The organism is Streptomyces sp. NPDC050560 (assembly GCF_044457285.1).
GTDB lineage: Bacteria > Actinomycetota > Actinomycetes > Streptomycetales > Streptomycetaceae > Streptomyces.
The window spans coordinates 52,858-70,835 of record NZ_JBITGT010000027.1 but is presented as its reverse complement, the minus strand read 5'-3'; the positions used below and the strand labels follow the sequence as shown (position 1 = coordinate 70,835).

The window sequence follows — 17,978 nt, the reverse complement described above, 5'->3', positions numbered from 1 at the left end:
TTCCTTGCGGGGGCCGTTTTTTCACATCCGCTCGTGGGTGGGCGTGGGGGGGGGTTGTGGGGGTTTTGGGTTTGTGGGGGGGGGGGGGGGGGGGGGGGCCCAGGGGGGGGGGGGGGGGGGGGGGGGGGGGGGGGGGGGGGGGGGGGGCCCCCTCCCCCCCTCCCCCCACCTCCCAATCCCCCACCCCCACCTCCACCCCCAACCTCACCCCCCGCCCTACACCCCCCGTTCCGCCGCCAAGCGGCCGCTGTTGATGGCTGTCAGCAAGTGGGTGTGGTCGGATTCGGTGCGGTCGGCGTAGGCCGTGGCGAAGTCGGCCATGGCCTGGTCCAGGGCGTCGTTCTTGCCGCAGTAGCCCGCTATGAGGCGCGGGTCGGCGCTGTGTGCGTGGGCGCGGGCCAGCAGGGCGCCGGTCATGCGTCCGTAGTCGTCGAGTTGGTCGGTCGCCAGGGCGGCCGGGTCGACGCTGCCCTTGCGGTTGCGGAACTGGCGTACTTGGTACGGGCGGCCGTCGACCCTGGTCCAGCCGAGCAGGATGTCGCTGACGACCTGCATGCGTTTCTGGCCGAGGACGACGCGGCGTCCCTCGTGGCCGCCGTCTTCCGGTTTGAAGCCCACGGCGGCGAGGTGGGGCAGCAGTGCGGAGGGGCGGGCCTCTTTGACCTGGAGGATCAGGGGCTCGCCCCGGTGGTCGAGGAGGAGCACGACGTAGGAGCGGGTGCCGACACTGCCGGTGCCGACTATGCGGAAGGCGACGTCGTGGACGGAGTGTCTGGCGAGCAGGGGGAGGAGGTCTTCGGAGAGGGTGCTTCTCCAGTCGGCGAGTGAGGCGGTGACGGCGGCGGCTTCCGTGTCGTGGACGCGGCGCAGTACGGGTGGGGCGTCGATGAAGTGGCGGCCGCCTTCGGTGGCGGATTCCGTGGACTTGGCGGCGAAGCGGCCGCTGGTGTTCTTGCGGGCTTTCTGGGAGACGCGGTCGAGGGTGCCGAGGAGGTCGTGGGCGTCGGTGTGGGAGACGAGTTCTTCGTCGGCGATGGCGTTCCAGGCGTCGAGGGCGGGGAGTCTGGCGAGCAGGCGCATGGTGCGGCGGTAGGCGCCGGCGGCGTCATAGGCGGCCTTGCGGCAGGTGTCCTCGTCGGCGCCCGCTTCCCGGCCTGCGAGGACGAGGGAGGTGGCGAGGCGTTTCACGTCCCACTCCCAGGGGCCGTGGGCCGTCTCGTCGAAGTCGTTGAGGTCGATGACGAGGCCGCCGCGCGCGTCGGCGTAGAGGCCGAAGTTGCCGGCGTGGGCGTCGCCGCATATCTGGGTGCCGATGCCGGTGGCGGCGGTGCGGGCGAGGTCGTGGGCCATGAGGCCGGCGGAGCCGCGCAGGAAGGCGAAGGGGGAGGCGGCCATGCGGCCGACCCTGATGGGGACGAGGTCGGGGATGCGGCCCCTGTTGGACTCCTCGACGGCTTCGACGGCGCCGGGGCGCAGGGTGTCGTCGGGGAGGGCGGCGAGGGCGGAGCGGGGGACGCGGTCGCGCAGGGCGCGGCCGTCCTTCTTGGGGGAGCCGGCGCGCTTTCGGGGCGCGAAGCCGGGGATGTGGGGGAGTCTGCTGGGCGCGGTGGCGTCGTGGCGCCCGGGTGCCGTGCCGCTTGCTTCTGGTGATTCCGTCATGCGGAACCGTCCCCCGTTTCTGGTGTCCGTGTGCCCGTGCGCGGTGTGGGCCGCGTGGGGTGGTCGGTTGATCGACCGGGGATGACCGTACTCCGGGGGGTGGGGGTGTGGCGGGGGCTGTGGACAGGGGGGCGACTGTGGAAAAAGTCGTCACTCGATGGAGGGAGGAGTTTCGGGAGGGGAGGGCCCTACTTCCGGAACTCCTCGGGGCAGCCGCCGCCGTCCGGGAGGTACTTCTCCGCCCACTGGCCCAGCTCCAGCAGGGCGGGTTCGAGGGCGCCGCCCGCGGTGGTGAGGCGGTAGGCGACGCGGAGCGGGGGGCCCTCGTCGACCTCGCGAACGACGAGTCCCGCCGAGCAGAGTTCGCTGAGGCGGTCGGAGAGCATGCGTTCGCTGATGCCGGGGATGGCGCGGCGCAGGTCGGCGAAGTGCACGGGCTGGTTGACGAGGACCGCGATGATCAGGCCCGACCAGCGCTTTCCGAGCAGCCCGAAGACCCGCGCCATGCCGTCGTCGACCCTGCTGCACGCCTCTGCGTTGTGGTCCCCGTCGATCGCCATGCCCTCAGGGTACTGCGCGACGACCTGTGAGTGAAAAAAAGTAAGTGCCTGTGGTATTACTAGTTACGTACTCAACTAACGGCACAGGTGACCCTCCGCGGGGAGCCGTGCGCACCTCTGGGAGAACGTCATGGCGACCCTGCTGCACCTGGACACATCGGTCTTTCCCGGCACCGCATCCGCCTCCCGCGTCGTCACCGACGCGTTCCGGCAGGCGTGGGAGAAGGAGCACCCGGACGGCACGGTGATCTACCGGGACCTCTCCGTCGACCCGGTACCGCACCTCGACCCGGTCACGGTCGCCGCCGGCTTCACCGACCCGGCAGGCCACACGCCCGAGCAGGCCGCGGCCGTCGCGCGCCGTACCGAGCTGATTGAGGAGTTGGAGAGCGCGGACGCGGTGCTGATCGGCGCCCCGATGTACAACTTCACGATCCCGTCGACCCTCAAGGCATGGCTCGACCAGGTCATCCTGGTCGGCCGCACCGCGGGCGAGAACCCGTCCGTGAAGGGCACCCCGTTCACCGTGGTCGCGAGCCGCGGCGGCGGCTACGGGCCCGGCACCCCCCGCGCGGACTTCGAGTACGCGCAGAGCTACCTGGAGAAGGTGCTCACCGAGATGTTCCGGGCCGATTTGGACTTCATCGTCTCCGAGCTGACGCTCGCGAAGTCGGTGCCCGCGATGGCGGAGCTGATCCCGCTCGCCGAGAAGTCGGCCGCCCAGGCCCTGGACGACGCCACCGCCAAGGGCGCGGCCCTCGCCCAGCGGTTGAGCGGCACGGCGGCCTGACCGAAGGGCCGGCCCGGCCCCCATGGGGGCGCGCGAGGGGCGCGCCCCCGTTCGCTACATGTTGATCATGTGGCCCGCGAGGCCGTGGACGGCCTCCTTGACGGCCTCGCCGAGCGTGGGGTGCGCGTGGACGTTGCGCGCGACCTCGTGGACCGTCAGGTCCCACTGCTGGGCGAGCGTCAGCTCCGGCAGCAGTTCCGTGACCTCGGGGCCGATGAGGTGGGCGCCGAGGAGTTCGCCGTACTTGCCGTCGCTGAGGATCTTGACGAAGCCGACGGGGTGCCCGAGGCCGTGCGCCTTGCCGTTGGCGGTGAAGGGGAACTTCGCCACCTTGACGTCGTAGCCCTGCTCGCGGGCCTGTGCCTCGGTCCAGCCGAAGCTGGCGATCTGCGGCTGGCAGTACGTGGCCCTGGGGATCATGGTGTAGTCGAGTTCCATGGTCTCCGCGTCGCCGATGGTCTCGGCGGCGACGACGCCCATCGACTCCGCGGCGTGGGCCAGCATCAGCTTCGCCGTGACGTCGCCGATGGCGAAGATGTGCGGCACGCTGGTGCGGCAGCGCCCGTCGACGTCGATCGCGCCGCGCCGGGTGAGGCGGACGCCGGTGTTCTCCAGACCGTAGCCCTCGACGTTCGGGGCGAAGCCGATGGCCTGGAGGACCTTGTCCGCCTCCAGGGTGCGGCGCTCGCCGCCCTTGTTCACGGTGATCCTGACCCGCTCGCCGCTGTCGTCGATGCCCTCGACGGCGGTGCCGGTGAGGACCTCGATCCCCAATTTGCGGTAGTGCTTGGCGAGTTCCTTGGAGATCTCCTGGTCCTCCAGCGGCACCAGGCGGTCGAGGAACTCGACGATCGTCACGTCGACGCCGTAGCTGCGCAGGACGTACGCGAACTCGACGCCGATGGCGCCCGCGCCCGCGATGACGATGCTGCCGGGCAGCGTCTCGCTGAGGATCTGGCTCTCGTACGTGACCACGCGCTCCGACAGGGCGGTGCCGGGCAGCAGCTTCGGGGTCGCGCCCGCCGCGATGACGCAGTGCCCGAAGGTCACGGTCTCGGTGCCGCCGTCGGTGCGGCTGACGGTGAGGGTGTGGTCGTCGGTGAAGGTGCCGCGCCCGTCGAACTGGGTGATGGCGTTCTTCTTCATCAGGTAGTGCACGCCCCGCACCCGGCCCTCGGCGACCTGGCGGCTGCGCCGGTAGGCGGGGCCGTAGTCGGCGGTGACCTGGTCGCCGACGCCGATCCCGTAGGACTGCGCGTCGTTGGCCACGAACTGCACCATCTCGGCGTTGCGTAGCAGGGCTTTGGAGGGGATGCAGCCGACGTTGAGGCATACGCCGCCCCAGTAGCGCTCCTCGACCACCGCGGTGGTCAGGCCGAGTTGCGTGCTGCGTACCGCGGCCGTATAGCCGCCGGGTCCCGCCCCCAGGACAAGGACGTCAAAATGTTGGCTCACACGGGAACCCTGGTCCAATCCGGGCGACCGTTCAACCAGGCCGGTCGGCCACCACCTGTGACCTTGCCCTCACCCCCACCACACCCCGGCGCGCCGCCGTGCAACACCACCCGCCCCCGCCCACACCGGTACGCCCGCCCCACCACCCCTCGCTCCCCCTTGAGACGTTCCTCACACCCACGCCCCCACCCGCCTCCCTCGCACCCCCGTCGGCCTGGGGCAGGACCGGTGTCCGGTCCGGGCCTGGGTCCGGAGCTGGGTCCGGGGACAGCAAAAACGGCCGTCATCGTGATCATGATGACGACCGTTCATTCACTGCTACGAAGCGACCTAGAGCGGTGCTCCATGGTGCGCGAGGGGGGAGTTGAACCCCCACGCCCTTTCGGGCACTGGAACCTGAATCCAGCGCGTCTGCCTATTCCGCCACCCGCGCATGGGTGTTGTCTCCGGTCTCTCACCTGTGGGCGGGAGCCCCTTTCGACATGCAGAAGGTTAGCACGGGGCCAAGGGCGGATTCACATCCGTTTTCCGGGGTGCGCGGGGCCTGGCGGGGGTCGGTGCCGAGGTCACGCGCGTGTGTGAGGCGCGCGTGCGGCGCGGGTAAGGGGGGCAGCCGCGCTTCGGCTCCTCTGCCGGACATACAAGCCCCCTGCCGGACATATCTGATACCTGTGGCAGCCGAACCTCGGACCGCGCTTCCGGAGGTCCCGCCCCCGGCCCCTTGCCCGAGCCCGGCAACAACCCCACGCCGTCCGCCACCCCGCCCCCACCGACACCCCCCGCCCCCTGAAACCCTCCGTAACCTCTGAAGCCCCTCAAACCCGGCCCGTGGCCGAAACCCGGGGGCGGTGGGCCGCATCGGACGTACTGGGGGCGGGAAACGCCCTCGGCACGTCACATCACAGGAGTCACCGGAGCAGCACAGGACCCGAGGGTCCCGTGAGTCCCCCGCGGCCCGGCGGAGGACTCGCCGCACCGTGGTCGCCTCCCGTCACGCGCCGGAGGCGAAAGTTCCCGTCCGGGGGCGGATTCAGGTACGTGTCCGGTGGCCGTCTGGTATCAACCTCGCACCAGCATCCGCCCGGGGCCCGCAAGTGGTCCGGAGCGCACAGCCGGGTGCGGGACACTGGTTTCGGGTCGCCCTTACGATCCTTCCGGAAGGCGAACGCGAGGCCGCTCCCACCGGGCACGCGGGCCGCCCCCGGGAGGGGGCGCCCGGCGATCCGGAGGAGTGTTCCGCGGGAGCGGAGAGAGTGGTTCCGGGCGGGAGCCGGGGGCAGTGTCCTGTGAGGGTCGACACTCCTTCGGCCGGGCGGACAGGGGGAACCAGGGGTTTTCCCCGGGCGTGGATACGATCAATGGGCAAGGCGGGCGGAGCGAAGGACACGGCGGCCGACGGCGGCGTACGACAGTGAACGACGGCGACAACTGCAAGAGATGCCAACAGGGAGGTGCCCCATGGGAGTCATGAAGCGTTTCGAGCAGCGCCTCGAAGGTCTGGTCAACGGCACCTTCGCCAAGGTCTTCAAGTCCGAAGTGCAGCCCGTGGAGATCGCCGGCGCGCTCCAGCGCGAGTGCGACAACAACGCGACGATCTGGAACCGCGACCGTACCGTCGTCCCCAACGACTTCATCGTGGAGCTGAGCGCGCCCGACTACGAGCGCCTGAGCCCCTACGCGGGCCAGCTCGGCGACGAGCTGTCCGGGATGGTCCGCGACTACGCCAAGCAGCAGCGCTACAGCTTCATGGGGCCGATCAAGGTCCATCTGGAGAAGGCCGACGACCTCGACACGGGCCTGTACCGGGTGCGCAGCCGCACGCTCGCCTCCAGCAGCTCGCAGAGCCCCGAGCGGCCCCCGGCGGGCCCCCCGCCGGGCGGCGGCTACCAGGGCGGCCCCCCCGGTGGCGCTCCCGGCGGCTACGGCTACCCGGCGCAGCCCGCCGGCGCCCCCCCGATGCCGTCGGCACCGCCCCCCGGCGGCCGGCCTCCCGGCGCAGCACCTGGCGGGCCCGGCGCTCCCGCGCCGATGCCGGGCGCGGGCGCCCAGGTCCGGCGGTGGATCGAGATCAACGGAAACCGCCACCAGATCTCCCGCGCGACGCTGGTGCTGGGCCGCAGCACCGAGGCCGACGTGCGGATCGACGACCCCGGCGTCTCCCGCAGGCACTGCGAGATCCGGACCGGAACGCCCTCGACGATCCAGGATCTCGGTTCCACCAACGGCATCGTGGTGGACGGACAGCACACCACCCGCGCTACGCTCCGCGACGGCTCGCGGATCGTCGTGGGCAGTACCACCATCATTTACCGGCAAGCCGAAGGGTGAAGCGGGGGCAATGTCAGAGCTGACCCTGACGGTCATGCGGCTGGGTTTCCTGGCCGTTCTGTGGCTGTTCGTGATCGTGGCCGTCCAGGTCATCCGCAGCGACCTGTTCGGCACGCGCGTCACCCAGCGGGGCTCGCGGCGCGAGTCCGGCAGGGCCGCGGGCGCGGCGCGGGCACGGCAGGACGCGCCGCCGCAGCAGCGTCAGGCGGGCGGCGGCGCCGGGCGGCAGCGGCGCGGGGCGCCGACGAAGCTCGTGGTCTCCGAGGGGAGCCTGAGCGGCACGACCGTCGCGCTCCAAGGGCAGACGATCACCCTGGGCCGGGCGCACGACTCGACGATCGTGCTGGACGACGACTACGCGTCCAGCAGGCATGCCAGGATCTACCCGGACCATGACGGCCAGTGGATCGTCGAGGACCTGGGCTCCACCAACGGCACGTATCTCGACAGGACCCGGCTCACGACACCGACGCCGGTCCCCCTGGGCGCCCCGATCCGCATCGGCAAGACCGTCATCGAGCTGCGGAAGTAGTTGCTACGTCATGAATAGGCGCGAGCGGAGTGAGCGAGCCGACGCGGTCCGTACGCAGGACGCCAGCACGCTCCCGACCGGAGGGTGGGCAGTGTGGCTCGACACGACCAGCTTTACCCGGAGCCGACTGGCGAGGTGCGCATGAGTCTGTCACTGCGCTTCGCCGCCGGGTCGCACAAGGGCATGATCCGGGAGGGCAACGAGGACTCCGGCTATGCCGGCCCCCGGCTGCTCGCCATCGCCGACGGGATGGGCGGGCAGGCCGCGGGGGAGGTGGCGTCGTCCGAGGTGATCTCGACGCTCGTCACCCTCGACGACGACGTGCCGGGTTCCGACCTCCTCACCTCGCTCGGCTCCGCCGTGGCGCGCGCCAACGAGCAGTTGCGGGTCATGGTCGAGGAGGACCCGCAGCTCGAAGGCATGGGCACCACGCTGACGGCGCTGCTGTGGACGGGCCAGCGGCTCGGTCTCGTACACGTCGGCGACTCGCGCGCGTATCTGCTGCGTGACGGGGCGCTGAGCCAGATCACCCAGGACCACACCTGGGTGCAGCGGCTCGTGGACGAGGGCCGGATCACCGAGGAGGAGGCGACCACGCACCCGCAGCGCTCGCTGCTGATGCGGGCGCTGGGCAGCGGTGACCATGTCGAGCCCGACCTGTCGATCCGCGAGGTGCGCGCGGGGGACCGTTATCTGATCTGCTCGGACGGCCTGTCGGGTGTGGTGTCGCACCAGACGATGGAGGAGGCCCTGGCCAGCTACCAGGGTCCCCAGGAGACGGTGGCGGAGCTGATCCAGCTCGCGCTGCGCGGCGGCGGCCCCGACAACATCACGGTGATCGTCGCCGACGTCCTCGACATCGACAGCGGCGACACCCTCGCCGAGCAGCTCTCCGACACCCCGATCGTGGTCGGCGCCGTCGCGGAGAACCAGCACCAGTTGCACGACGGCGGCGCGATGGAGACCCCGGCGGGGCGGGCGGCGGGCCTCGGCAGGCCGGTGCCCCGGCAGGGCGGCGGCGGTGAGTTCGGCCCCCCGGGAAGCGGCCCGCAGACGGCGTACACGGACGCGGGCGGCTTCGGGGGCTCGGGTGACTACGACGACGAGGCGCTGGACAAGCCGCGCAGGCGCAGGCCGTGGCGGCGCAGGTCGCTGTACATCGCGCTGGCGCTCGTGGTGATCGGCGCCGGGCTGTACGGCGGCTACCGGTGGACGCAGACGCAGTACTACGTGGGCACGAAGGACGACCACGTGGCGCTGTACCGGGGCATCGACCAGAACCTGGCGTGGGTGACGCTGTCGAAGGTGCAGCAGGACCACCCCGAGATCGAACTGAAGTACCTGCCGCCGTACCAGAAGGACGAGGTCGAGAAGACCATCGGCGCGGACAGCCTCGGCCAGGCCAAGGACAAGATCGGCGAGTTGTCCGTGCAGGCGTCGGCGTGCCGTAAGGACGCGGAGCGGCGCGCGGCGGAGGACAACGCCAAGCCGGACAAGGGCTCGGGCGGCGACAAGGGTTCGGACGGCGGCGACGGCTCCGCGAAGAAGCCGCTGTCCGACCACGCCGCGGGCGGTTCCCCCGCCACCGGGACCGAGCCGGTCGCCGACGACAAGCCGGGCACGGACCCGCAGACAAGCAAGGCACCCAGTCCGCAGCCGGGCCCCAGCCTCTCCGACCAGGAGCAGAAAGTGGTCTCCCGGTGTGCCGTGAGCAAGCCGTGAGGGGCCCCGACACACCATGAGCAGCACGAACTCTCAGCAGGCGTACACGTCGACGATCGGGTCGATCGGTGCGCCGAGCCGCCGTAACACCGAGCTTGCGCTGCTGGTGTTCGCCGTGGTCATCCCGGTGTTCGCCTACGCCAACGTGGGCCTCGCGATCAATGACGAGGTGCCGTCGGGGCTGCTCAGCTACGGCCTCGGGCTCGGTCTGCTGGCGGGTGTCGGACATCTGGCGGTGCGCAGGTTCGCGGCGTACGCGGACCCGCTGCTGCTGCCGCTCGCGACGCTGCTGAACGGCATAGGTCTCGTCGTGATCTGGCGGCTCGACCAGTCGGAGCGGCTGGCCCGCAACAGCAACTTCGCGGTGGCGGCGCCCCGGCAACTGCTGTACTCGGCGCTGGGGCTCGCGCTGTTCGTGGCGGTGCTGCTCTTCCTGAAGGACCACCGGGTCCTCCAGCGCTACACGTACATCTCCATGGTGGCGGCGCTGGTGCTGCTGCTGCTGCCGCTGGTGCCCGGGCTCGGCATGAACGTGTTCGGCGCCCGCATCTGGATCTCCGTCGCCGGCTTCACCATCCAGCCGGGGGAGTTCGCGAAGATCGCGATCGCGGTGTTCTTCGCCGGATACCTCATGGTCAAACGGGACGCGCTGGCGCTGGCGAGCCGCCGCTTCATGGGGCTCTACCTGCCGCGCGGGCGCGACCTCGGGCCGATCGTGGTGATCTGGGCGATCTCGATCCTGATCCTGGTCTTCGAGACCGACCTGGGCACCTCGCTGCTGTTCTTCGGCATGTTCGTGATCATGCTGTACGTGGCAACGGAGCGGACGAGCTGGATCGTCTTCGGTCTGCTGATGTCCGCGGTCGGCGCGGTCGGCGTGGCGTCGTTCGAGCCGCACGTCCAGCAGCGGGTGAACGCCTGGCTCGACCCGATGGGCGAGTACCTGAAGAGCCAGCAGGGCATTCCCGGCCACTCCGAGCAGTCGGCACAGGCGCTGTGGGCGTTCGGCTCCGGCGGGGTGCTGGGCACCGGGCTCGGCCAGGGCAACTCCGACCTGATCGGCTTCGCCGCCAACTCCGACTTCATCCTCGCCACCTTCGGCGAGGAGCTTGGCCTTGCCGGGATCATGGCGATCCTGCTGCTGTACGGGCTGATCGTGGAGCGGGGGCTGCGTACCGCGCTGGCCGCCCGCGACCCGTTCGGCAAGCTGCTCGCCGTGGGTCTCTCCGGGGCGTTCGCGCTCCAGGTGTTCGTCGTCGCGGGCGGCGTGATGGGCCTGATCCCGCTCACCGGTATGACGATGCCGTTCGTGGCCTACGGCGGGTCCTCGGTGATCGCCAACTGGGCCCTGGTGGGCGTCCTGCTGAGAATCAGCGACACGGCCAGGCGCCCGGCCCCCTCGCCCGCCCCGAACCCCGACGCCGAGATGACCCAGGTGGTCCGCCCATGAACAAGCCGCTGCGCAGGATCGCGATCTTCGCGGGACTGCTGGTGATCGTGCTGCTGATCAGGGACAACTGGCTCCAGTACGCCCAGGCCAACTCGCTCGACTCCGACCCGAAGAACCGCCGTGTCGCCATCGAGCGCTACGCGCAGCCGCGCGGCGACATCATCGTCGACGGCAAGTCGATCACCGGGGCCGCCAAGACCACGGGAAGCGACTTCGCGTACAAGCGCACGTACCAGGACGGCCCGATGTGGGCGCCGGTCACCGGCTATGTGTCGCAGGCGTACGGCGCCACCCAGTTGGAGAGCATCGACGACGGCATCCTCACCGGCAACGACGACCGGCTCTTCTTCCGCCGCACCCTCGACATGATCACCGGCAAGAAGAAGGAGGGCGGCAACGTCGTCACCACCCTCAACGGTGACGCGCAGAAGGCCGCCTACGAGGGGCTCGGGAACAAGAAGGGCGCCGTCGCCGCGATCGACCCGTCCACCGGGGCGATCCTCGCGCTGGCGTCCACGCCGTCCTACGACCCCTCCTCGTTCGCCGGGAACTCCGCCGAGGACGAGAAGGCGTGGACGAAGGTCCAGAAGAAGAACAACCCCGACGACCCGACGCTGAACCGGGCGCTGCGCCAGACCTACCCGCCGGGCTCCACGTTCAAGCTGGTCACCGCCGCGGCGGCGCTGGAGAACGAGAAGTACACGGACCCCGACGACAAGACCGAGACGCCGCTGCCGTGGACCATGCCGGGCACCAGCACGGACCTGAAGAACGAGGGGAACATCCCCTGCAAGAACGCCACCATGCGCGACGCCCTCAAGTACTCCTGCAACACCGTCTTCGGCAAGATCGGCGCTGACCTCGGGCAGAAGAAGATGCAGGAAGAGGCGGAGAAGTTCGGCTTCAACTCGGAGGAGTTCACTCCTGTCCGGTCGAACGCGTCCAACTTCGATAAGGACATGAACGTGTCGCAGACGGCGCTGTCGTCCATCGGCCAGTTCGACACCACGGCGACCCCGCTCCAGATGGCCATGGTGGCGTCCGCGATCGCCAACGACGGCACGCTGATGAAGCCGTACATGGTCAGCGAACTCCAGGCGCCGAACCTGGACACCGTGTCCAAGACCAGCCCCGAGAAGATGAGCGAGCCGCTGTCGGCCGAGAACGCGCAGAAGCTCCAGTCGATGATGGAGACCGTCGTCAACGAGGGCACGGGCACGAACGCCCGTATCCCCGGCGTCACCGTCGGCGGCAAGACGGGCACCGCGGAGAACGGCATCAACAACGAGGGCACCCCGTACGCGTGGTTCGTCTCCTACGCCAAGACCGACAAGGGCTCCCCGGTCGCGGTCGCGGTCGTCGTCGAGGACAGCGACGCGACCGACGTCTCCGGTGGGGGTCTCGCCGCCCCGGTCGCCAAGGACGTGATGCAGGCGGTCATCGACAGCAAGAAGTGACCTGTGCCACGGCGGCGCGCCCGCGCGGGCGCGCCGTCCGTACCGGTCCTGTATCGGGTCGGTACGAGGCCCACGGACCGCGGAGGCGGGCCGGGTACGGTAAATGCCGGACAGCACACCGACGGACCACACGCGGGACGGTCGGACCCCACCGAGAGGGCTGGTAGGTAACCATGGAAGAGCCGCGTCGCCTCGGCGGCCGGTACGAGCTGGGACAGGTGCTCGGCCGCGGTGGCATGGCGGAGGTGTACCTCGCGCACGACACCCGCCTCGGTCGGACCGTCGCCGTGAAGACCCTCCGCGCCGACCTCGCCCGTGATCCCTCGTTCCAGGCCCGGTTCCGCCGTGAGGCCCAGTCGGCCGCCTCGCTCAACCACCCCGCGATCGTGGCGGTCTACGACACCGGCGAGGACTACGTCGACGGTGTCTCCATCCCGTACATCGTCATGGAGTACGTCGACGGCTCCACGCTGCGCGAGCTGCTGCACTCCGGGCGCAAGCTGCTGCCCGAGCGCGCCATGGAGATGACCATCGGCATCCTCCAGGCGCTTGAGTACTCGCACCGCGCCGGGATCGTGCACCGCGACATCAAGCCGGCCAACGTGATGCTGACCAGGACGGGCCAGGTCAAGGTCATGGACTTCGGCATCGCGCGCGCCATGGGCGACGCCGGCATGACCATGACGCAGACGGCCGCGGTGATCGGCACCGCCCAGTACCTCTCGCCCGAGCAGGCCAAGGGCGAGACCGTCGACGCCCGCTCCGACCTGTACTCGACGGGCTGCCTGCTGTACGAGCTGCTGACGGTGCGGCCGCCGTTCGTCGGGGACTCCCCGGTCGCGGTGGCCTACCAGCATGTGCGCGAGGAGGCCCAGGCGCCCAGCGTCTACGACCCCGAGATCACCCCCGAGATGGACGCCATCGTCCTGAAGGCGCTGGTCAAGGACCCCGACTACCGCTACCAGTCGGCCGACGAGATGCGCGCCGACATCGAGGCGTGCCTCGACGGGCAGCCCGTCGCCGCTGCCGCCGCCATGGGCGCCGCGGCCTACGGCGGCTACGGCTCCCCCGACGACCAGCCGACGACGGCGATGCGCCCGCAGGACGGCGGCGCCCCGCCGACCTCGATGCTGCCGCCGATGAACGCGGACGACGGCGGCTACGGCTATGACGAGCGGCCCGACAGAAGGCGCCAGAAGAAGAGCAACACGTCGACGATCCTGCTGGTCGTCGCCGGGGTGCTGGTGCTGATCGGCGCCATCTGGATCGGCAAGTGGGCGGTCAGCGACAATGGCGCGGGCGACGACAAGGTCCCGGTGCCCTCGCTGGTCGGGGAGACCCTCGCGGACGCGAAGGAGAAGGCCGCCAACGTCGACCTGTCCGTGAACGTCTCCGCGAGCAAGGAGTGCGAGACCCAGCCCAAGGGCCATGTCTGCGCGCAGAGCCCGAAGGACGGCGAGATCGACAAGAACGGCACGATCGATCTTGTGATGTCCACCGGCGCCCCCAAGGTCACGGTGCCCGTCGTCGTCAACACGGGCGTGGACGAGGCGAAGAAGACCCTGGAGGACAAGGGCCTCGACTCCAAGGTCGAGTACAAGGAGACCTCGGGCGAGTCCGACCAGGTCCTCGACCAGAACCCGGCGGGCGGCAAGCAGGTCGAGAAGGGCAGCACCATCACGCTGACCGTCTCCAAGGAGCGCAAGCAGGTCCAGGTGCCCGACCTGACCGGCAAGTCCTGCGACGACGCCAAGAAGGCGCTGTCCGACATCAAGCTGGAAGGCAACTGCACCGAGGTCGAGAACAACGACGCCCAGGCGGGCACGGTCTTCGGCCAGAGCCTCGCGGCCGGGTCCAACGCCGACCCGGGCTCCACCGTCGACCTCCAGATCGCCAAGGCGGGCGAGAGCCAGCAGCCCGCCACGGTGCCGAACGACCTCACCGGCAAGAAGCTCTCCGAGGTGCAGCAGGCGCTCACCGGCATGGGCCTCAAGGTGCAGGTGGCGCCCGGCTCGTCCGACGACCCGAACGCCTCCGTCATCGCCACCAACCCCGGCGGCGGCTCCCAGGTCCAGCCGGGCGGCACGGTCACCGTGTACACGGTCCCCGGCGGCGGCAACCAGAACAACGGCGGCAACGGCCATGGCGGCAACGGCGGCGGCTTCTTCGGAAACCACTGACCGCCGGGGGCCGCGCCCCCACGCCGCACACCGGACCCCCGGCGCGCCCATCGCGCCGGGGGTCCCGGCCGTACGGGGCCGGTCGGCTCGGCCGTAGGGGGCCGTAGGGACCGGTGGCGGGGCGGTCGCGCGGCCCCGCGGGCTCTGCCGGGCTCGCGGCCGGGTCAGCGGAGTTCTTCGGGCGGGGTGCGCCGAGCGTCGACCTTCTCGGTGCGCTCCAGCTCGCCCCAGACCACGTAGCGGTACCGGGACGTGTACACCGGGGTGCAGGTCGTCAGGGTGATGTAACGGCCCGCCTTCTTCCTGCCCGACTCCTTCGGCACCTGGTCGATCACCTTCACGTCGTACTTCGACGTCTCGGGGAGGACCTTGTACACCTTGTAGACGTACCAGGTGTCCTTGGACTCGAAGACGATCGGGTCGCCGTCCCTGACCTTGTCGATGTTGTGGAACTTGGCGCCGTGCCCGTCGCGGTGCGCGGCCAGGGTGAAGTTGCCCTTGGCGTCCTGCGGGAACGCCGACTTGGTGGGGTGGGTGTAGTACCCGGCGACGCCGTCGTTCAGGACGCTCGTCGAGGTGCCCTTGCGCACCAGCACCTCGCCGTTCTTCATGGCGGGGACGTGCAGGAAGCCGATGCCGTCCTTGGTGTTGAGGTCGCCGGGGCCCGTCGGGCCCTTGTGCTCGCCGCCGCCCGCCCAGCCGTCGCGCACCTTGTCGCCCTGGCGGTGCGCCTCGCGGTCGGCGACGACGTTCGTCCACCACAGGGAGTAGACGACGAAGAGGCCCATGAGCACACCCGCGGTGATCATGAGTTCCCCGATGAAGCTCACCGTGCCCGCTATCGGCCCCCGCGGACGCCGGGCGGGCTTCGCCCGCTTCCCTGAGCCGACGCTCCCGTCAGGCTCCGCTTGCGGCCCGGTGGCGGACCCGGCGGCCCCGTCCTGCCCTGTGGTCGCCTCCTCCACGGCCGTGCCCGTCCTCTCGGCCTCCTCGGGCCCGGGGGCGCTCGCCCGCTCCCCGCCCTCCGGCCCCTCGTCGGGGCCCGTCGTCGCTGCCACTTACCGCCCCGCCCGTCCGTCCCCAGACACAAGTCACATACCGGTCAGGGTCCTTCCCCACCGGTCACGGCCCACACCCCGCCGGGCCGCCCTGACGCGCTACTGCTCGACCATCTCTTTCGGCTTGCCCTCGCTGCGCGGCCGGTCCTCCACCATCTTGCCCCAGACGATCATTCGATACTTACTGGTGAATTCGGGTGTACATGTGGTCAGGGTGATGTAACGACCCGGCTTGGTGAACCCGGACTGCGGCGGCACCGGTTCGAGCACGCTCGTGTTCGAAGGGGACGTGCTCGGCAGGATGCTGGTCATCCGGTAGACGTAGTAGTCGTCCTGGGTCTCCACGATGATCGGGTCGCCCGGCTTCAGGCGGTTGATGTAACGGAACGGCTCGCCATGGGTGTTGCGGTGGCCCGCGACACCAAAGTTGCCCGTGGCGGCGTCCGGCATGGGCGTGTCGATGCTGTCCTTGCCGTAGTGGCCGACCATCCCGCGGTCCAGCACGGTGTGCTTGTCGATGCCCTCGGCGATCGGCACCACGACGTCCAGCTTCGGGATGTGCATGATCGCGAAGCCCTGCCCCGGCTGGAACACCCCGGGCTTGCCCTTCCCCTTGGCCCAGTCGTCCTGGAGGCTGTGCGCGGCGCCATCGGCCTGCTGGTGCGCCCTTATGTTCGACCACCAGAGCTGGTAGGTGACGAACAGCAGCATCAGCACGCCGATGGTGATGAACACCTCCCCGATGCCGCGGCTGACCAGCACGCCCGCGCCCGGCTTCGCCGCACGCGCCGCGCGCCGCGCCTCGACACGGGTCAGCGGCTTCGCGGGCCCGCCGTCCCCCGCCTCCGCGCCCTCCGCTGCCGCCGCCCTGCCGTCGGGCCTGCCCGCGGCCCTGCGGCGCCCGCCCCTGCGGGCGGCCCTGCGGCGCTCGGCCCGGCCACCGGTGACCGGAGCGGCCGCCGGGGGCGCGCCCCCGGCCCCCGGGGCGCCCTCGGGCCCCTCGGGGTCGCCCGCGTCGCCGTCGTCGGGGGAGGCGCCGCCCGAGGCCGTTATTCGCCGCGTGTCGGCCGTACGCAGCCCGATGGTCTCGTCGTCCGCCGGGGGCGTGTACGGCGCCTGCGGCGCCTCCAGGGGCTCCTGCGACGGCGCCTGGGCGTGGCTGTGCGGCGCGGGCGCGTGGCCCTGCGGTACGGGGGCGTGGCCCTGCGGCGCGGCAGCGTGGTCCTGGGGCGCCGGGGCCGCGGGCGGCGTGGGTGCGGCGTGCCTGCCGCCGCCCGAAGGGGCGGCCTGGGCGGGCGGCGCGGGGGGCTCCTCCGTACGGAACCAGGCCGACGAGTGCCGCCCCGACGACCCGGCGCCCGGCTCCTCCTGCGGCGCGGGCGCGCCGGGCGGGCGGCGACGGCGGCCCGAGGGCCGGTCGGCGGGGGGCGCGGACGCGGCCGACGGGTCCTGCGCGTGGGCCGCGCGGGGGGCGGTCGGCGGGTCGGCGGCGGGAGCGGTAGGAGCAGCGGGAGCGGTGGGGAACGGGCCGGTCAGCGGATCGGGCAGCGGGCCCGGCAGGGGAGCGGTGGGGGGGTCGGCCGCGGGGCCGCCGAGGGGCGTGCGGTTGCCGCCGGGCACGGGGCCGCGGCCGGGGGCGTGGCCGCCGGAGGGCATGGAGGCGCCGGAGGGCATGGGGCCGCCGGGGCCGAACGCGGCCGGGTTGCCGTGAGGATGGCCCCCCGGGGCCCGCCCGGCCCCCTGCTCCCCCCGCTCCTCGTACGGGGACTCCTCGCGCTCGGGGCGCAGTGCGGTCACGCCGGGGCCCCGCCCACCACGGGGGCGAGGCCCGCGGAGCGCCCTACGGCGCGCTCGTCGCCGCAGCGGGCGAGCCAGTTGGCGAGCATCAGGTGTCCGTGCTCCGTGAGCACCGACTCCGGGTGGAACTGGACGCCCTCGACGGGCAGCTCGCGGTGGCGCACGCCCATGATCGTGCCGTCGGGGGTGCGGGCCGTGACCCGCAGGGCGGGCGGGACCGAGGCGGGCTCGGCGGCGAGCGAGTGGTAGCGGGTGGCGGTGAAGGGCGAGGGGAGCCCGGCGAACACCCCGGTGCCGTCGTGCTCCACGGGGGAGGTCTTGCCATGCAGCAGCTCGGGGGCGCGGTCGACCACGCCGCCGTACGCCACCGTCACCGACTGCATCCCGAGGCAGACGCCGAAGAGCGGCACCCCGACGGCCGCGCAGTGGCGCACCATGTCGACGCAGACACCGGCGCGCTCGGGGGTGCCGGGCCCCGGGGAGAGCAGCACCCCGTCGAACTCGCGTCCCGGGCCGCCGGTCACGCGCCCGGTGCCGACGGCGTCGTTGCGCAGGACCTCGCAGGTGGCGCCGAGCTGGTAGAGGTACTGGACGAGGTTGAAGACGAAGCTGTCGTAATTGTCGACGACGAGTACCCTGACCTGGCCCGCGGGGCGGTGCGGCGCGGTCTCCCCGGGTGCGCTCACCTGGTCACCGCCCAGGACGGCGGTGTGGCGGGCATGCCCTGGTCGACGGTGACGTCGTTGAACGGCAGCAGTGGCTCGGCCCAGGGGAAGACGTACTGGAACAGGACGTAGACCACTGCCAGCACGAGAACGATGGAAATCAGCGCCCTGACCCAGGCGTTGCCCGGCAGGTGCCGCCAGATCCAGCCGTACATGCGGTCCCTACTCGTCGTCGACGATGCTTGCCGCACCAGAGTAAGCGGACTCGCACGGGGCAGGGGGGCAGGCTGTGGAAAACCGGGGCCGCCGGGGCCCCGGAGGCGGC

The 17,978-nt window shown here is 71.2% G+C and carries 14 protein-coding genes and 1 tRNA gene; 7 read left to right on the top strand and 8 right to left on the bottom strand.

The genetic code is table 11. From position 1 onward, the window contains the following. Window positions 1–216: 216 nt before the first annotated feature. Together ACIBIW_RS36245 and ACIBIW_RS36240 are read right to left on the bottom strand one after the other, a co-directional pair. Window positions 217–1,659 (bottom strand): DUF2252 domain-containing protein, encoded by a 1,443-nt coding sequence (locus tag ACIBIW_RS36245; protein ID WP_399342713.1) that lies wholly within the window; start codon window positions 1,657–1,659, stop codon window positions 217–219. Between the two features lie 188 nt (window positions 1,660–1,847). Then, window positions 1,848–2,219, bottom strand: coding sequence for a winged helix-turn-helix transcriptional regulator (locus tag ACIBIW_RS36240; protein ID WP_399342711.1), 372 nt, complete (start codon window positions 2,217–2,219; stop codon window positions 1,848–1,850). A 130-nt stretch (window positions 2,220–2,349) separates the two neighbouring features. Between ACIBIW_RS36240 and ACIBIW_RS36235 the strand changes: the two genes are divergently transcribed. Beyond that, window positions 2,350–3,009, top strand: a complete 660-nt coding sequence (locus ACIBIW_RS36235) for an FMN-dependent NADH-azoreductase (protein WP_399342709.1) — start codon at window positions 2,350–2,352, stop codon at window positions 3,007–3,009. 54 nt (window positions 3,010–3,063) lie between these two features. On the opposite strand, the gene lpdA is transcribed toward ACIBIW_RS36235, so the two are convergent. Both lpdA and ACIBIW_RS36225 read right to left on the bottom strand, forming a co-directional pair. Beyond that, on the bottom strand, window positions 3,064–4,464 hold the full coding sequence (gene lpdA / locus ACIBIW_RS36230) for a dihydrolipoyl dehydrogenase (RefSeq protein WP_399342707.1): 1,401 nt from the start codon (window positions 4,462–4,464) through the stop codon (window positions 3,064–3,066). 346 nt (window positions 4,465–4,810) lie between these two features. Next, window positions 4,811–4,897: transfer RNA gene (locus tag ACIBIW_RS36225), tRNA-Leu, on the bottom strand. A gap of 1,025 nt (window positions 4,898–5,922) precedes the next feature. Here ACIBIW_RS36225 and ACIBIW_RS36220 point away from each other — a divergent pair. From ACIBIW_RS36220 to pknB, 6 genes are all read left to right on the top strand, one after another. Further along, a complete protein-coding gene (locus ACIBIW_RS36220; protein WP_399342705.1) occupies window positions 5,923–6,792 on the top strand; it encodes an FhaA domain-containing protein in 870 nt (289 codons plus the stop codon). Between the two features lie 10 nt (window positions 6,793–6,802). Continuing rightward, on the top strand, window positions 6,803–7,324 hold the full coding sequence (locus ACIBIW_RS36215; RefSeq protein WP_399342703.1) for an FHA domain-containing protein: 522 nt from the start codon (window positions 6,803–6,805) through the stop codon (window positions 7,322–7,324). A gap of 141 nt (window positions 7,325–7,465) precedes the next feature. Continuing rightward, window positions 7,466–9,046, top strand: coding sequence for a Stp1/IreP family PP2C-type Ser/Thr phosphatase (locus ACIBIW_RS36210; protein ID WP_399342702.1), 1,581 nt, complete (start codon window positions 7,466–7,468; stop codon window positions 9,044–9,046). Window positions 9,047–9,062: 16 nt separating this feature from the next. After that, a complete protein-coding gene (locus ACIBIW_RS36205; protein WP_399342700.1) occupies window positions 9,063–10,496 on the top strand; it encodes an FtsW/RodA/SpoVE family cell cycle protein in 1,434 nt (477 codons plus the stop codon). Continuing rightward, a complete protein-coding gene (locus tag ACIBIW_RS36200; protein ID WP_399342698.1) occupies window positions 10,493–11,953 on the top strand; it encodes a peptidoglycan D,D-transpeptidase FtsI family protein in 1,461 nt (486 codons plus the stop codon). Before ACIBIW_RS36205 ends, ACIBIW_RS36200 begins: the two co-directional genes overlap by 4 nt. A 173-nt stretch (window positions 11,954–12,126) precedes the next feature. Next, a complete protein-coding gene (gene pknB, locus ACIBIW_RS36195; RefSeq protein ID WP_399342696.1) occupies window positions 12,127–14,133 on the top strand; it encodes a Stk1 family PASTA domain-containing Ser/Thr kinase in 2,007 nt (668 codons plus the stop codon). Between the two features lie 164 nt (window positions 14,134–14,297). Here pknB and ACIBIW_RS36190 read toward each other — a convergent pair whose 3' ends face one another. The 4 genes from ACIBIW_RS36190 to ACIBIW_RS36175 form a co-directional block, all read right to left on the bottom strand. Next, the gene (locus ACIBIW_RS36190) at window positions 14,298–15,098 is read right to left on the bottom strand and encodes a class E sortase (RefSeq protein WP_399342719.1); all 801 of its coding nucleotides are present in this window, start codon (window positions 15,096–15,098) and stop codon (window positions 14,298–14,300) included. Window positions 15,099–15,290: 192 nt separating this feature from the next. Further along, window positions 15,291–16,988: a class E sortase gene (locus ACIBIW_RS36185; RefSeq protein ID WP_399342694.1), complete on the bottom strand. Its 1,698-nt coding sequence runs from the start codon at window positions 16,986–16,988 to the stop codon at window positions 15,291–15,293. Beyond that, window positions 16,985–17,674 carry an aminodeoxychorismate/anthranilate synthase component II gene (locus ACIBIW_RS36180; protein ID WP_399342693.1) on the bottom strand — a complete coding sequence of 230 codons (690 nt, stop codon included), beginning with the start codon at window positions 17,672–17,674 and terminating at the stop codon, window positions 16,985–16,987. Before ACIBIW_RS36180 ends, ACIBIW_RS36185 begins: the two co-directional genes overlap by 4 nt. Further along, a complete protein-coding gene (locus ACIBIW_RS36175) occupies window positions 17,671–17,868 on the bottom strand; it encodes a hypothetical protein (protein ID WP_399342691.1) in 198 nt (65 codons plus the stop codon). The genes ACIBIW_RS36180 and ACIBIW_RS36175 overlap by 4 nt, the downstream gene beginning before the upstream one ends. Window positions 17,869–17,978: the final 110 nt, after the last annotated feature.

Bases quoted from the DNA above. Each gene is read 5' to 3' on its own strand.
- ACIBIW_RS36245 (WP_399342713.1), bottom strand. From the start codon at position 1,659: ATGACGGAATCACCAGAAGCAAGCGGCACGGCACCCGGGCGCCACGAC.
- ACIBIW_RS36240 (WP_399342711.1), bottom strand. From the start codon at position 2,219: ATGGCGATCGACGGGGACCACAACGCAGAGGCGTGCAGCAGGGTCGAC.
- ACIBIW_RS36235 (WP_399342709.1), top strand. From the start codon at position 2,350: ATGGCGACCCTGCTGCACCTGGACACATCGGTCTTTCCCGGCACCGCA.
- ACIBIW_RS36220 (WP_399342705.1), top strand. From the start codon at position 5,923: ATGGGAGTCATGAAGCGTTTCGAGCAGCGCCTCGAAGGTCTGGTCAAC.
- ACIBIW_RS36215 (WP_399342703.1), top strand. From the start codon at position 6,803: ATGTCAGAGCTGACCCTGACGGTCATGCGGCTGGGTTTCCTGGCCGTT.
- ACIBIW_RS36210 (WP_399342702.1), top strand. From the start codon at position 7,466: ATGAGTCTGTCACTGCGCTTCGCCGCCGGGTCGCACAAGGGCATGATC.
- ACIBIW_RS36205 (WP_399342700.1), top strand. From the start codon at position 9,063: ATGAGCAGCACGAACTCTCAGCAGGCGTACACGTCGACGATCGGGTCG.
- ACIBIW_RS36200 (WP_399342698.1), top strand. From the start codon at position 10,493: ATGAACAAGCCGCTGCGCAGGATCGCGATCTTCGCGGGACTGCTGGTG.
- pknB (WP_399342696.1), top strand. From the start codon at position 12,127: ATGGAAGAGCCGCGTCGCCTCGGCGGCCGGTACGAGCTGGGACAGGTG.
- ACIBIW_RS36175 (WP_399342691.1), bottom strand. From the start codon at position 17,868: ATGTACGGCTGGATCTGGCGGCACCTGCCGGGCAACGCCTGGGTCAGG.